The organism is Bradyrhizobium sp. CW1, assembly GCF_023100665.1.
Classification (GTDB): domain Bacteria; phylum Pseudomonadota; class Alphaproteobacteria; order Rhizobiales; family Xanthobacteraceae; genus Bradyrhizobium; species Bradyrhizobium canariense_D.
Map to the genome: position 1 here is coordinate 2,547,606 of NZ_CP064684.1, position 14,209 is coordinate 2,561,814.

At 63.6% G+C, this 14,209-nt stretch carries 13 protein-coding genes; 4 read left to right on the plus strand and 9 right to left on the minus strand.

Going from position 1 to position 14,209, the window contains the following annotated elements; all coding sequences use genetic code 11:
- The first annotated feature begins 264 nt into the window (after nt 1-264).
- Nucleotides 265-1,374: a hypothetical protein gene (locus tag IVB54_RS12300; RefSeq protein WP_247777236.1), complete on the plus strand. Its 1,110-nt coding sequence runs from the start codon at nt 265-267 to the stop codon at nt 1,372-1,374.
- 132 nt (nt 1,375-1,506) lie between these two features.
- On the opposite strand, the gene IVB54_RS12305 is transcribed toward IVB54_RS12300, so the two are convergent.
- From IVB54_RS12305 to IVB54_RS12330, 6 genes are read right to left on the minus strand one after another with little or no spacing between them, the layout of a single operon-like run.
- A complete protein-coding gene (locus tag IVB54_RS12305) occupies nt 1,507-1,992 on the minus strand; it encodes a nucleoside deaminase (protein ID WP_085361054.1) in 486 nt (161 codons plus the stop codon).
- Between the two features lie 13 nt (nt 1,993-2,005).
- The gene (locus tag IVB54_RS12310; protein ID WP_247777237.1) at nt 2,006-3,538 is read right to left on the minus strand and encodes an ABC transporter ATP-binding protein; all 1,533 of its coding nucleotides are present in this window, start codon (nt 3,536-3,538) and stop codon (nt 2,006-2,008) included.
- Complete coding sequence (locus tag IVB54_RS12315; protein ID WP_247777238.1) at nt 3,535-4,218, minus strand: isochorismatase family cysteine hydrolase; 684 nt, start codon at nt 4,216-4,218, stop codon at nt 3,535-3,537. The genes IVB54_RS12310 and IVB54_RS12315 overlap by 4 nt, the downstream gene beginning before the upstream one ends.
- An 11-nt stretch (nt 4,219-4,229) precedes the next feature.
- A complete protein-coding gene (locus tag IVB54_RS12320; RefSeq protein WP_247372376.1) occupies nt 4,230-5,156 on the minus strand; it encodes an ABC transporter permease in 927 nt (308 codons plus the stop codon).
- A 1-nt stretch (nt 5,157) separates the two neighbouring features.
- Nucleotides 5,158-6,270, minus strand: a complete 1,113-nt coding sequence (locus IVB54_RS12325; RefSeq protein ID WP_247375636.1) for an ABC transporter permease — start codon at nt 6,268-6,270, stop codon at nt 5,158-5,160.
- Nucleotides 6,267-7,379: a BMP family ABC transporter substrate-binding protein gene (locus IVB54_RS12330; RefSeq protein ID WP_247777239.1), complete on the minus strand. Its 1,113-nt coding sequence runs from the start codon at nt 7,377-7,379 to the stop codon at nt 6,267-6,269. The genes IVB54_RS12325 and IVB54_RS12330 overlap by 4 nt, the downstream gene beginning before the upstream one ends.
- A 404-nt stretch (nt 7,380-7,783) precedes the next feature.
- Between IVB54_RS12330 and IVB54_RS12335 the strand changes: the two genes are divergently transcribed.
- A complete protein-coding gene (locus IVB54_RS12335) occupies nt 7,784-9,043 on the plus strand; it encodes an allantoate amidohydrolase (protein ID WP_018456684.1) in 1,260 nt (419 codons plus the stop codon).
- Nucleotides 9,044-9,140: 97 nt separating this feature from the next.
- Nucleotides 9,141-10,514: a hypothetical protein gene (locus IVB54_RS12340; protein ID WP_247777240.1), complete on the plus strand. Its 1,374-nt coding sequence runs from the start codon at nt 9,141-9,143 to the stop codon at nt 10,512-10,514.
- Nucleotides 10,515-10,524: 10 nt separating this feature from the next.
- Here IVB54_RS12340 and IVB54_RS12345 read toward each other — a convergent pair whose 3' ends face one another.
- A complete protein-coding gene (locus tag IVB54_RS12345) occupies nt 10,525-11,844 on the minus strand; it encodes a dicarboxylate/amino acid:cation symporter (RefSeq protein ID WP_018456682.1) in 1,320 nt (439 codons plus the stop codon).
- A 213-nt stretch (nt 11,845-12,057) separates the two neighbouring features.
- Entirely contained in the window at nt 12,058-12,279 is a 222-nt protein-coding gene (locus IVB54_RS12350) for a hypothetical protein (RefSeq protein ID WP_018456680.1), read from the minus strand.
- A gap of 351 nt (nt 12,280-12,630) precedes the next feature.
- Here IVB54_RS12350 and IVB54_RS12355 point away from each other — a divergent pair, with 351 nt between their 5' ends.
- Nucleotides 12,631-12,813 (plus strand): hypothetical protein, encoded by a 183-nt coding sequence (locus IVB54_RS12355; RefSeq protein WP_018456679.1) that lies wholly within the window; start codon nt 12,631-12,633, stop codon nt 12,811-12,813.
- A gap of 19 nt (nt 12,814-12,832) precedes the next feature.
- Here IVB54_RS12355 and IVB54_RS12360 read toward each other — a convergent pair whose 3' ends face one another.
- Nucleotides 12,833-14,209 carry a VWA domain-containing protein gene (locus IVB54_RS12360; RefSeq protein WP_247452791.1) on the minus strand — a complete coding sequence of 459 codons (1,377 nt, stop codon included), beginning with the start codon at nt 14,207-14,209 and terminating at the stop codon, nt 12,833-12,835.

A 14,209-nucleotide genomic window follows, 5' to 3' on the forward strand; every position in this document is an offset into this window, starting at 1 on the left:
GTAGCTTCCACCCGTCTTGTTTGCCTTGTCCGGTCGACATGAAAAGGCGAACGAAATCAAATGGGGATATCCGGCAATGGGTCGCTCTCGGCCGACGGCGTGGCGGTGAGGTTGGCCTTCCAAATCGGCCGGTGAACGCCGCGCCCTGTGCAAACAAGCGGCATGCCTTGAAACAAGTTGAGGCTTCTCACTCCGGGAGATCGGCGCAAGTGTCGCACCCAAGGGACGTTCATTTTTACGTGTCCAAACTTGGGGGTATTCAGGATGTCGTTTCGTTTCAAGGCAATTGCAGCAGGCGCGCTGTCACTTGCTACGCTTGCTACCAATGGCCTGGCTCAGGCGGCGGATCTGCCGGTCAAGGCTGCCAAGAAGGCGGCCGACCTTCCGTTCTTCCTGGTGATCGACGACCGCGTCACCTTCTCCTATATCTTCAATGCCTCGCAGCCCGGAGCGTTCACCAACACCAACGGCGTGATCAACGCCAAGACGACGAAGCAGGTCTACTCCTTCACCCACTTCGATGCCTGGACCTACGGCACCAACTTCTTCACCATCTCGATGTTCAAGTCGGACCACAACGATCCGGCAGGCCCGTGTACCGCCACAGGCGTGGTCGTGTCGCCGGCTGCAGGCTTCGCAGCGACACCCACGAGCTGTCCCGGCGCGACAGAAATCTACGGTCTTTTCCGCTCGACCTTCGGCTGGAACGAGATCTTCAACACCAAGGCCTTCACTCAGGGCCCGCTGCATAACATCTCGTTCGAGGTTGGCATGGATGCCAACACGGAGAACCGGTATTTCGGCGCCGCCAAGCGCGACGTTGTCGCGGGTCTGCAGTTTGCCTTCGATCTTCCCTATAAGGGCTACTTCAACGTCGCGCCGCTGGTGTATTGGGAGTTCGCCAACCACAACTCCTTCTCGCAGTGCGGCGCCGGTTGGTCCGCTCCGTGTATTGCCGACGGCAACACGTCGTTCAAGCCGACCTGGGCGATCGAAACCAATTACTATATGGACCTCGGCTTCCTGCCGCAGAACATGCAGTATTTCTCGATCAGCGGCCGCGCGGCGTGGTATGGCAAGAAGGGCACCGACACTGAGCCGCTTCCCGCCAGCGTCGCCAACGGCGTCTATCCCACCAAGGTCGAGTTCAACTCCGAGCCGATCCGCCTGACCCTCGATGCCTCGAAGGCGATTTGGGGTGATAAGTACTCGCACTTCGTCGACGTCTGGGTCGCCTATCGCTATTGGCAGAACAAGTTCGGCCTCGATCACAACAACGCCGTGGCCTGCACCACTTTGGCCGGTGGCGCGAGGGTGAGCACCGGCTCCTGCACCGAGTCCTCGCTCTACTCCGGTGTCACTGTGAAATTCTAGCCCCCTGACACGCTTCAGGTGAACGACGATGGCGCCGCGTCAAACCTCCGCGGCGTCATCTTCGTTTGTGGGCAGGACGGTAGGGGATGAGCCGTAGGCGCAATCCGCTCTACGAAATTGAATTGGTGTTTGCTACTTCGTCCACACGCCGTCGTGCAGCGCTTCGGCCTCGTCTTCGAGCAGCGGCCCCGCAACCTCTGTCGGCCGCTGGCCGCTGGCAAAGACTTCGCGACAGGGCAAGTCGAGCGTCGGGTTCTCCGGATGATCGCCGGTGATGCCGCGCAGGCGGTGCTCGCTGAGGCCATAGACGACACGGCCGATGCCGGCCCAGTAGATCGCGCCGGCGCACATCGCGCAGGGCTCGGCGGAGGAATAGAGCGTGGCTCTCGCCAACACCTCGCGGCCAAGCGTGCGGCAGGCCTGCGTGGCGGCGAGGCGCTCGGCATGCGCGGTGCCGTCGTGATCCGGCATGTAGCCGTTCTCAGCCTCGATCAGGACCTTGCCCTCGGCATCGACCACGATGCAGCCGAAGGGATGGTTGCCGTGCGTGAGGGAACGGCGGGCGACCGCGAAGGAAAGGCGAAGGAAGTGCTCGTCACGCTCGGACCCGCCGCTCATCGCTCTTCCCTGGTCAATGCCCCGCCATGTGCCGGCCGACCACGGTGAGATCGGCTTCGCTGGTCCGTGCTTCATACACGAATTCGCCGTGGAACATCACCACCAGCCGATCGGAGAGTTCAAGGAGTTCGTCGAGGTCCTCGCTGACCAACAGCACCGCGGCGCCGCGGTTGCGCGCGGCCATGATCTCGGCATGGATTTGCGCCACCGCCGCGAAATCGAGCCCGAAGCAGGGATTGGCCGCGATCAGCACCTCGACGTCGCCGCCGAGCTCACGGGCCAGCACGGCGCGCTGGACATTGCCGCCCGACAGCGCCGAGATCGGCGTGTCGGGCGTGCGGGTCTTGATCTTGTACTGGGCGATCTTCTTCCGCGCGTCGACGCGGAAGGCACCGCGGTTGAGCCACCAGCCGAGGCTAGCGAAAGGCGCGCGGTCGAATTCGCGGAAGGCGATGTTGTCGGCGACGCTCATGCCGCCGACACAGGCGTTCTTCAGCGGCTCCTCCGGCAGGAGTGACATATTGTGCCGCCGCATCTCCTCGCGGCTGGCGTGATAGGGATCGCCGGCGACGCGGATCTCGCCACTCTCAGCCCCGCGCTGCCCGGCCAGCACCTCGACGAGCTGGCGCTGGCCGTTGCCGGAGACGCCGGCGATGCCGACGATCTCGCCGGCACGGACCGTAAGGGAGACGTCGTGCACGGCGATGGCGCCGGCGTCGTCGCGCGCGCGCATCTTCGCCAGCTCCAGCCTCGCCTTGCCGGCCTCACCGGTGCGCGGCGGCTGTAGCGTCAGCTCCTCGGCGCCGATCATGGTGCGCGCCATCGCGTCCGGCGTCAGTTCGGACACCTTGCCGGCGCCGGCGAGCTTGCCGCGGCGCAGGATCGTAACGTCGTCGGCGAAGGCCATGACCTCGCGGAACTTGTGCGTGATCATCAGGATGGTCAGCTCGCCCTTGACGACCATGTCGCGGAGCATGCCAAGCACCTCGTCGGCTTCCGCCGGGGTCAGCACCGAGGTCGGCTCGTCCAGGATCAGGAAGCGACGCTTCAGGTAGAGCTGCTTGAGGATCTCGCATTTCTGCCGCTCGCCCGCGGAGATGTCGGAGACCTTTGCGCTGAGCGGTACCTTGAATGGCATGCGCGCGAGAAAGGCCTCGAGCTCCTTCATCTCTTTCGGCCAGTTCACGACAGCCGGCACGTCATCGCGCGCCAGCACCAGATTTTCGGCGACCGTCATCGCCGGCACCAGCGTGAAATGCTGGTAGACCATGCCGAGGCCGAGGGCGTGGGCGTCCTTCGGATTGCCGATCGCCTGCTCGCGCCCGCCGACGAGAATGTCACCCTCGGTGGCGTGGTAATAGCCCATAATGCATTTGACGAGCGTCGACTTGCCGGCGCCGTTCTCGCCGAGCAGCGCATGGAACGAACCCGGCCGCACTTTCAGCGCGACATTGTCCAGCGCCAGGAAATCACCGAAACGCATGCTCATGGCGATGGCATCGACGCCGAAGGCGCCCGATGGCGGCGACGTTTTGCCGACGATCACGAAATCGCTCCGATGAAGGCGTCGGCGGTCGAGACCGCGCCGAACACGCCGCCCTGCATCTTGATCATCTTCAGCGCGTGGTCGTGGTTGCTCTTGTCAGTGGCACCGCAGCAATCGTGCAGCAGCACGCATTCGAAGCCGCGGTCGTTGGCCTCACGCATGGTGGTGTGAACGCAAACGTCGGTGGTGATGCCAGTGAGCACGATGTTCTCGATGCCGCGGACGCGCAGGATCAGCTCCAGGTCGGTGGCGCAGAACGAGCCCTTGCCGGGCTTGTCGATGATGGGTTCGCCGGGCAGCGGCGCGAGCTCCGGGATGATGTCCCACCCAGGCTCGCCGCGCACCAGGATGCGGCCGCAGGGACCGGGATCGCCGATGCCGGCGCCGATCTGCCGGGAGCGCCAACGCTTGTTGGCAGGCAAATCCGAGAGATCGGGACGGTGGCCTTCGCGGGTATGGATGATGTGAAAGCCTTGAGCGCGCATTGCCGTCAGCAGTTTCTTGATCGGCTCGATCGGCGCCCGCGTCAGTGAGAGATCATAGCCCATCTTGTCCACATAGCCGCCGACGCCGCAGAAATCGGTCTGCATGTCGATGATGATGAGCGCGGTGTTCTCGGGGCGCAGATCGCCGTTATAGGGCCATGCATAGGGTTCGGACTTGATGGTGCGCTCGGGCATGATTTCGCTCTCTAGCGGGTGATCGACAATTCGGCCGGGGCTCCGGTCAACGTGCGTTTCGGCGAGCAGGTGATGATCATGATCGCCAGCGTCAGGAGGTAGGGGGCTGCGTTGAAGAGGTGGTAGCCGGAGGTGACGCCGACCGATTGCAACGCGGGTCCCAGCGCTGCGGCGCCACCGAAAGCGAGCGAGGCCCAGAGACACAGCAAGGGGTCCCAGCGCGCGAAGATCACGAGCGCCACGGCCGTGATGCCCTGGCCCGAGGACAGGCCCTCGTTCCAGCTTCCGGGATAGAACAGCGACAGAAAGGAGCCACCGATGCCGGCGAGGAAGCCGCCGACCATGGTCGCGCGCAAGCGGATCAACAGCACGGAGTGGCCCATCGCACGCGCGGCGTCCGAACTCTCGCCGGCGGTGCGGATCAGGAGGCCCCAGCGCGTGGTCCGGAAGGCCCAGTAGAGAGTTGGGGCGAGCGCGACACCAATCAGGAACAACACGTTGACCCGTAGTGCCGCGCGCACCTGTTGAATGTCGCTCCACCAGCCGAAATCGATCGCGGGCAGCCGCGGCGCGGTGGGCTCGATCAGCGGCTTGCCGAGATAGAAGGCAAGCCCGGTGCCGAACAGCATCAAGGCGATGCCAACCGCAATGTCGTTGACCCGCGGCAACGAGCAGATGCCGGCATGCAGCGCGCCCAGAAGCGCGCCGGTGATGCCAGCGGCGAGCACGCCGAGCCACGGCGATCCCGTAAGGTAGGAAATCCCGTAGGCGCTCATCGCGCCCATTACCAGCGTGCCTTCGAGGCCGAGATTGATGCGGCCGGAGCGCTCGGTGATGCATTCGCCCAGGCTCACGAACAGGAACGGGGTCGAGACTCGAATGGCGCCGCCGAGCACGGCGAGCGGGACGGTCCAGAGTCCGATCGAGCCGTCTGCCATCTCAGGACTTTCCCTTCAGAAACCCGATGCGGCCGTAGAGCGCATCGCTGGCCAGCACGAAGACGAAGATGATGCCTTGCAGCACCAGCACGGATGCATCCGGCAATCCGAGGCGGCGCTGCAACAGCCCGCCGCTGGCGCTGATACCACCGAGCAGGATCGCGACGGGGATAATGGCGAGCGGATTTTGCCGCGCCAGGAAGGCGACGAGAATCCCTGTGAAGCCGTAGCCTGCGGCGAGATTCGCGTTGGTGCGCCCCTGCACCGCGGCGACCTCGACCATGCCTGCAAGGCCCGCGGCGCCGCCGGCGAGGAAGCAGACGATCAGGATCAGCTTGCTGACATTGAGACCGACGATCTTCGCAGCGCGGATGTTGCCGCCGGCAACACGCGCGGCGAAGCCAAACACAGTGTGATAGATCAGGATATAGGCGGCGAACGCGGCGATCAGGCCGAACACGAGACCCCAATGCACATCGGTGCCGGGGATCGATCCGATCATGTTGGCCGCGCCGATCTCGCGGGTCGACGGCTTGTTCAGGCTGCCGGGGTCGCGCATTGCGCCTTCGACGAGATGGTTGAGGACCGCGAGCGCGATATAGACGAGCAGCAGGCTCGAGATCGTTTCGTTGACGCCGCGATATTGCCGTAGCGCGCCCGAAAGCATGACCCAGAGGCCGCCGCCGATCACGCCGGCGACGACCATGGCGATCTGCACGATGAGCGGCGGCATGCCCTGAAGCACCAGCGCTGCGCTGGTTGCCGACAGCGCGCCGATCAGGAGTGCGCCTTCGCCGCCGATGATAACCATGCCGAGCTGCGCGGGCAGCGCCGTGCAGAGTGCGGTAAGGATCAGCGGCGCCGCGCGCGTCAACGTGTTCTGCCATGAGAACCAGGTGCCGAACGCGCCGTAGTACATGTAGAAATAGAGGTCGAGCGGGCTCTTGCCGAACATTGCGACGAAGATGCCGAAAACCCCGAGCGCGCCGGCCAGCGCCGCGCCCGGGATCAGGATATATTCGATCGCTCCGCCGTGACGCTGGAGGAATCCCGGATCGGCGGCCGGGGCAACGGTCCCGACCGCTTCAGCGAGATCTGCAGCTTCCGTCGTCACGAAGTCGCCCCGACCACGCCCTCCACGAGATAGTCCATCTTCTCGAGTTCGGGATCCTTCTGGCCGCGATCGGTGCCGGCCGCGATCACCGTCTTGCCCTTGTTATCGACCAGCCCTCCCTTGAAGATGGCGTAGCCGTCACCGGACAAGAACTTGGCCTTGACGTGGTCGGCGTGCTTGCGCGCCTCGGCGGAGACCGCTTCGCCATAGGGCGAGGTCTTGACGATCTCCTCCTTGAGGCCGCCGCGATAGAAGTTCGGAATGCTCTCGCCGGCGGCGATCATCTTGACGAACTTGGGGTACAGCGCTTCCCAGTTCCACTCGGCGCCCGTGAGATACGCTTTTGGCGCGAGCGGCGACTGGTTGACGTGATAGCCGCACACCATGGCGCCCCGACGCGCGGCGTTCTCGACCATGGTCTTCGGACCGTCGACATGGCAGGTCAGTACGTCGACGCCCTGATCGATCAGGCTGTTGGTGGCCTCGGCTTCCTTGACCGGCATCGACCAGTCACCAGTGAAGATCACTTGCGTGGTGGCCTTGGGATTGGCAAGCCTCGCGCCGAGCGCGAAGGCGTTGATGTTGCGCAGCACCTGCGGGATCGGTTTCGCGGCGACGAAGCCGAGCTTGCCGCTCTTGGAGCTATAGCCGGCGACGATGCCCGAGATGTATTGGGCTTCATCGATGTAGCCGAAATAGCTGCCGGCGTTTTTCGGGTCCTTGTCGCTCCACAGGCCGCCGCAGTGCTCGAAGTGCAGCTTCGGGAATTTGTTGGCCATCTTGACCATGTGAGGATTGTAGTAGCCGAACGAGGTCGGGAAGAGCAGGGTGGCGCCGTCGAGATTGATCATGGACTCGATCGTCTTCTCGACCGCGTCGGTCTCCGGCACCTTCTCTTCTTCCACGACTTTGAGGCCGGGAATCTTCTTCAGCGCCGCCGCGCCCTGCGCATGCGCCTGGTTGTAGCCATAGTCGTCCCGCGAGCCGACGTAGATGAATCCGATGGTGGTCTCGGCCGCGAAGGCCGGACGAATGCCCGTCGCCGCACCGAGGGTGACGGCCGCGCCGCCCTGCAACAAATGACGTCGTGAGACCCTGCCAAATTCCATTGCTTGCTCCCCTTGGCGGATGCACCGCCTCATCTCGCGCTGCGCCGGTCTGGCGGAGCCCGGGATAGATTGTCGCAAGCTTCGTGCCAGAGGCTACCGAGGGAGGATTTCCACTTAAGTTATTGAGAGCAATTTGCTATTTTCGGTGATCCGAGCTTGATCAGGAAAGCAGCAGATGAAAATATAGGCAGTATTTTATAATTGTATGCAATGGAGTTAAGCAGTCTTAACCGGCTTGGACATGTGCATGACGAGGGTCGGGTGGTCTGCCGGCAACCGCATTCATGCTAACCACGCGCTGATCGGAACGATGTCGAGAGCGTGATTTCGCTGGCACCGAACTTGAATCGATTGCCGCCAGGACCGCCGTCGCCGCGGTCCCAAGAGATGGAAAGCCCGCCGAGATGGCTGCTGGTACCGCCGTTCATAATGGTTCGCTCGGCGAAGAGATCGTGCGAAGAATCAACGAGCTCGCGGCGATCTCGGAAGAAGGCGACAAGCTCACCCGCATCTATCTGACCGGCGAGCTGCGCAAGGCCGCGGACCTCATCCTGAGCTGGATGCGCGACGCCGGCATGAGCGCGCGTCTCGACGCGATCGGCAATGTCTGCGGGCGCTACGAAGGGGAGCGGCCGGGCGCGCCCTGCCTGATGCTCGGCTCGCACTACGACACCGTGCGCGATGCCGGCAAATGGGACGGGCCGTTGGGCGTGATCACGGCGATCGCCTGCGTCGCCGATCTCAACCGCCGCGGCAAGCGCCTGCCGTTCGCGATCGAAATCGTCGGTTTTGCGGATGAGGAAGGGGTGCGCTTTGCCTCGACCCTGCTCGGCAGCCGCGCCGTGGCCGGCACTTTTGACGAAAGCGTCCTCAACACACGCGACAGCGATGGCGTCGGGATGCGCGATGCGCTGGTGCAGTTCGGGCTCGACCCCGATCATATCGGCGCGGCCGCGCGGGCCCGGCGCGAGCTGCTTGCCTATTTCGAGCTGCACATCGAGCAGGGGCCGGTGCTGGAAACGCAAAACCTCCCCGTCGGAGTTGTCACTGCGATCGCGGGCGCGACACGGCTTGCCGCGCGGCTGACCGGCATGGCGGGGCACGCAGGCACGGTGCCGATGGCACTCCGGCGCGATGCGTTGGCGGGCGCGGCCGAATGCATCGGTGCGATCGAGCAGTTTTGCCGCACCGACGAGGGTGGGCTGGTCGGCACCGTCGGCTACATCCAGGCGAGGCCCGGCGCGACCAACGTCATCCCGGGCGAGGTGTCGTTCACCATCGATATGCGGGCGCCGACCGACATGCACCGCAAGCGCGCGGTCGCCGATGTCGTGAGGCAGATCGAGGCCATCGCAAAGCGCCGCCAATTGACACTTCAGCTCGACGTCACCCACGAGAACCGCACCGCGCCCTGCGCGCCCTGGCTCAAGGAGCAGATCGCGCAGGCGATCAAAGCGGAAGGTTTTTCCGTGTTCGAGCTGCCGAGCGGGGCGGGGCATGACGGCATGGCCATGATCGACATTGCCGACGTCGGCATGATCTTCGTTCGCTGCCGCGGCGGAATCAGCCATCACCCCGACGAGCATGTCGAGCTCGCCGATGCCGACGCCGGCGCGCGAGTGTTGCTGGGGCTGATCGAGAATTTTCGGCCGCGGCAAGGGTAAATCGGCTCCTCACGTCACCGGCTAGAGATAAGAATCAGACAGGTCTAGCGTCGTAACGGCGTCCCGCCGGACCACGAGACAACATTCGACGGCGCGTATGAACAGCGGCATCTCTTTTCCATCCCATGGCGAAAACCGATTTTACCAGGGTATGGCGGCGACCTTCGTTGCCAACGCGCTTCAGGCGGTGAACTTTCTCGGTGATCGATTCCTGAGGAAGTCGCATCATCCGTTCACGGCTATCGAGGACCTTTACCGGCACTCGATGGACAGTGCTTTTGCGGTATCTGAGTCCTTTCTCGTTACGGGCGCGCCGCACGCTTCTGCGTACTATCCGCGCGACTTTGCCTGGTTCTATCCCGACATCCTCGACCCCGACACCATCATGGATTCGCAGGATGCGGTTCGCCGGGCTCGTCTGCTCGAAAAGAGCGTCCGCCTGCTGCTGGAAGCGGTTCGCGCCAACGTCGTCACGACGACGATCGTCCCGGCGGCGCGCGCCCGGTATCTCGGCGTGAACTATTTCTCGCGCCCTTCGGATACGCTGCTCGGCATTCTGGCCGGCCTGCGGCAGATGATCTCTGCCGAGGAGAGAGCGTCGTCCTATCTGGCGATGTCGCAATGCGTGCATGCCGGTCGCCTGCTGCTGGCCGAATATTGCGGTGATCTGAAGCGCGCGATCCTCCAGCTCGCAAGCGAGCTCGAGCCGTTCAATGATGATGGCTCTACGTATTTGCTGTGCGATGCCAGTGCTCCGCGCTCTGCGGCAACGGACACGCGCGCCGAGCGCAGGCGTTTCGTCACCAATGCCTGCGTCTACACGACCTTCGTGTGGGGCGTGCGGCTCGGGATCATCGACGAGAACGAGCTGAAGCGGCGGCTCGGACGCGACCTGGCGCAGTACAAGAGGGACCTGCTCCGCCTGTTCGGCAAGGGCGGCTATATCAGGCATTCCCTGGATGGCCCCCCAAGCTCGCCGGTGTCCTCGGTCGCTCTGGATTTCGTCAGTGTGCATCGCGGCTTCTGGGATATGAACGAGCCGGCCGAGCGCGCGCTGTTCGCAGCCACGGCGGATCTGATCATTGCGGAGCCGCGCTTTCGCATCCCCGGCACATTCCACTTCCTGGTGTCCGCGGATAATCCGCGGAACAAGATGATCCACAAGATCGCGGCTCCCGCCTATCAGGGACGTTCCTCCTGGCCGACGTTCAACGTCGAATTCGCGGATCGCATGCTGGACTATGACGAATTCTCGTGCAGCGATACCTACCGTTCCTCTGCCCAGGGAATTCTGAAGGACATTCGCACCGCAACCGAAGTCCACGGCGGCTATCAGGAACTGATCTCGGAGCGGGGCCTGAAGTATCGCACCTGGGCCTACAAGGGTGCCGTGGCCCACTCCTGGTTTCCGCGTTTCCTCTCCGTCTGGAGGAGGGCGCATGGAACGCCGCTCCTCCAGTGGAATGACTGAACGGCGGTCGTTACCCCGCCGTCACGTCCACAAGCTCGCCACCGTCGAGGACCTTGGCCGCCTTGGCGCGGTCGAGGTCGCCTTCCCAGGCGGCCACCACCACGGTCGCAACGCAATTTCCGGTGAGGTTGCCGACCGCGCGAGCCATGCCGATGAACCAGTCGACCGACAAGACCAGCACGAGGCCGATCGCAGGGATGCTGGGCACCGCGTTCAGCGTCGCCGCCAGAATCACGATCGCGGAGCCCGGCACGCCATGCGCGCCCTTGGAGGTGATCAGGGAGACGCCGAGCACCAGTAGGAGGTCGCCGAAGGACAGCGGCGTGTTGGTCGCCTGCGCGATGAAGACGACCGCAAGCGTCAGGTAGATCGAGAACGCGTCGAGGTTGAAGGAATATCCGGTCGGAATCACGAGGCCGACGACGGAATCCTTCACGCCCATCCGCTCCAGCTTCTTCATGATCTGCGGCAGCACGGCGTCGGACGAGGCGGTCGCGAGCACGATCGTCAACTCCTCGCGCAGGTAGGCGAGGAATTTGAGGATGTTGATGCCGGCAAGCGCCATGACGCCGCCGAGCACGCCCAGCACGAAGATGCCGACCGAGACGTAGAACAGCGCAACCAGTGAGACGAGCTGCTTGAGCGAGCCGACGCCGTATTTGCCGACGGTGTAGGCGACTGCGCCGAGCACGCCAAGTGGAGCAACGCGGACGATAAGCCCCATGACGCGGAACAGCACGGTCGAGGCGGCATCGATCATCGACGTCACGAGCTTGCCCTTCTCGCCGCCGACCAGTGCGAGGCCTACGCCGAACAGCACGGCGAAAAACAGCACCTGGAGCACGTCGTTGCGCGACAACGCGTCGAACGAGGTGCTCGGGATCACGTTGAGGAGGAAGGAGCCGATGCCGCCGCCCTGAAGCTTGTGGGCGTTGTCGGCATAGGTATTGAGCGCCTTGGCGTCCAGCGTCGAGGGGTCGATGTTCATGCCATGACCGGGGCCGAAAGTGTAGGCCAGGATGAGACCTACCACGAGCGCGACTGTGGTCATCACCTCGAAATAGACCAGCGCTTTGACGCCGACCCGTCCGACCTTCTTGAGGTCGCCCGCGCCAGCAATGCCGTGCACGACGACGCAGAACACGATCGGCGCCACGATCATCGAAATCAGCTTCAGGAAGGCGTCGCTCAGAATCTTGAGCGAGATGGCAAAATCCGGCGCGGCCACCCCGAGAATGATGCCGAGGATCAGCGCGGCCAGGACCTGGACGAACAGCGACGTGTAGAGCGGCTTTGGCTCGGCGGCCGGGGCCGCGGCAATGGTCGACATGGTGACTCCCCCGTTTTGACGACGTCTCGATCGTCGAAAGGAGCAACTAGCGTGCCAGATTGTCGCGGTTTTCGCTGAGGAGGAGGTCTATTCGGTCTTTTTGCGGTGCGACCGGCATCCGCATCGGCGCCGGGAAACCGTTCCAGGTGCCGTCGGTCACGTGGACAGACGATTTTGCGGTCCACAGTCACGTTCTGCGCGCGGGTGGCCGCGTCACGCCGCGAGATCCAGCAGCCGACACGATCCGCGTACCAGCACCTTGCGTCCATTCGGCGTCATGACCGGCACGCCGTCGCAGACGACGACAAGACCGAACTTGACGAGGCTCTCGATGAGATAGGCCTTGGAAAGGCGACCGTTCGACACCGGGTCGCGAAGCGCCTTCAGAACCTCCCATTGGTCTGGCGAAAGATCGAAGTCGATGTCGTTGCTCATGTTGCCTCAAGCCGTAGTGCCGTTCGTGCGCCTCTGTTAGAGGCGCTGCATGAAGACCGTGCGACGACAATGAGTCGGGAATTCGGTGAGGCGTTTAGAACTTCTCTTCACAAATTGCTGCACGCCATTGCGCCACAAGAGTTAAGACCGCTCGGTCACGAGGACCGTCCGAGCCTCGATCACATATTGATGATGTAGGCTTGATGTTGGTCCGCGAACTACCGCACTGCACGGGAAGCACTGCTGTCCCATTCTGCGTCGCAACATGCACAGAAATCATGAGAACGAAGGGTTCGGGATTCTGTTACGCTGATTCGCGGGGAATGGCTTCACACGGCAGGAGTGGAGTGCATGAACAGGCTGGTCGAAATTCGCAGTCAGGAATCCCTGTGCCGGGAGCGTGCCGCGCTTGATTTGCAGCGCCGGCTTTTCTGGCTTGCGCAAGCTCAGGAATGGGAGCAGCGCGCGCTTGACGAGATCGCCTATCATTTCCGGGAGTGCAATGTGGCTCAGACGGAGCTGGGGCGAAACTGACGTCGGCTGTGGGTAAGGCCTACTGATAAGTCGCCACAATATCGGATACCGCGCGCTCGAGCTGCTGCGCGGTGGCGCACTGGCGCACCACGCTGCAGAAGGTCGCATAGCGCGGCATCTCGGAATCGCCAAAGCCCCAGGCGAGACGTCCTTCGGGATTGAGCCACACCAGTCGCTTCGAGCGCTCAGAGATGCGGCGCAGGATGTCGGCGCGCGGATCGAGATTGTTGCTGCGGGCATCGCCCAGCACGATCACCGTGGTCTGCGGCGTCAGCGTGCTCATAAACTCCTTCTCGAAATCGACCAGCGACGAGCCGTAGTCGGAGGAGCCGAAGCCGACCTTGGACATGATCTCGGCCATCGCTTCTTCCGGCGATTTCGATTCCAGGATGTCGCTGACTTCGATCAGATGCGAGGAGAAGGCAAAGGAATGGACGTCGTCGACCACCTCGTGCAGCGAGTGGATCAGGAGCAGGAAGAAATCCGAGACCTGCGCCACCGAGCCCGAGACGTCGCAGAGCGCCACGATCTTCGGCCGATCGCGATGCTTGCGCTTCCAGGCCGTGAGAAAGGGGATGCCGCCCCAGGCGGCATTGCGGCGCAGCGTGCGGCGGACGTCGAGATGACCGCGCCGTTGGCGCTTGCGTGGTTTCGAATAGCGCTCGCGCAGGCGACGTGCGATCTGGCGGATGAGAGCGCGCATCTCCGCGACATGGCGGCGCTCGATGCGGGCAAGCGGCGCGTTGCGAAGAATCTCGTTGCGGAGGTTTTCAGCTTCCTCGCGGGCATAGAGCGCAAGCCCCTGCGCGACGGTGTCGCGGACGGCTTCGCGCAAGGCATCGAGCGCGGCGCGAAGCCGCTCGGCCAGTGCCGGATTGGTCGCGGTCAGCTCCTCGAGATCGTCGCGCAGCCGCTGGAGCCCCATGGCGTCAAGGATGCGGCTGGAGAAGATGCCGCGCTGGGTGGAGTAGCGGATGTCGGATAGGGAGGCCGCACCTGAGGCGCTGGCGATCGCGGCGGTGATCGCGTTGCGATCCTGCAACAGCAGCATCTGCGCGAGGGGCCCCAATTCTGCGGGAGGCGAACCGGCGCTCGCATCGCTGGCCGCGCCCGACGACGGAGATTGATCCGCGTCCTCCGAAACATAGTTGCTGTCGGCTTCAGGCTGTTCCTGTCGCGGCTCCGGCTGGCTGAAGAACAGATCGAAACAGTCTCCGAGCGCGAGCTTTTCGTCCTGCGACTTGGCGAGCGTCAGAAGGAGCGCATCGCGCAGGATGGTCCGGTCGGAGAGGCCGACCTGCGCGACCGCACGCATCGCATCGATGCTTTCGGCCGGCGAGACATGGACGCCGGCGCCCCGTGCGGCACGGAAGAAACGATGGATATTCTCGCGCAT

Coding starts and splice junctions, on each gene's coding strand:
- IVB54_RS12340 (WP_247777240.1), top strand. CDS start 9,141: ATGAACAGCGGCATCTCTTTTCCATCCCATGGCGAAAACCGATTTTAC.
- IVB54_RS12315 (WP_247777238.1), bottom strand. CDS start 4,218: ATGCCCGAGCGCACCATCAAGTCCGAACCCTATGCATGGCCCTATAAC.
- IVB54_RS12345 (WP_018456682.1), bottom strand. CDS start 11,844: ATGTCGACCATTGCCGCGGCCCCGGCCGCCGAGCCAAAGCCGCTCTAC.
- IVB54_RS12355 (WP_018456679.1), top strand. CDS start 12,631: ATGAACAGGCTGGTCGAAATTCGCAGTCAGGAATCCCTGTGCCGGGAG.
- IVB54_RS12360 (WP_247452791.1), bottom strand. CDS start 14,209: ATGCGCGAGAATATCCATCGTTTCTTCCGTGCCGCACGGGGCGCCGGC.
- IVB54_RS12330 (WP_247777239.1), bottom strand. CDS start 7,379: ATGGAATTTGGCAGGGTCTCACGACGTCATTTGTTGCAGGGCGGCGCG.
- IVB54_RS12335 (WP_018456684.1), top strand. CDS start 7,784: ATGGCTGCTGGTACCGCCGTTCATAATGGTTCGCTCGGCGAAGAGATC.
- IVB54_RS12320 (WP_247372376.1), bottom strand. CDS start 5,156: ATGGCAGACGGCTCGATCGGACTCTGGACCGTCCCGCTCGCCGTGCTC.
- IVB54_RS12305 (WP_085361054.1), bottom strand. CDS start 1,992: ATGAGCGGCGGGTCCGAGCGTGACGAGCACTTCCTTCGCCTTTCCTTC.
- IVB54_RS12300 (WP_247777236.1), top strand. CDS start 265: ATGTCGTTTCGTTTCAAGGCAATTGCAGCAGGCGCGCTGTCACTTGCT.
- IVB54_RS12350 (WP_018456680.1), bottom strand. CDS start 12,279: ATGAGCAACGACATCGACTTCGATCTTTCGCCAGACCAATGGGAGGTT.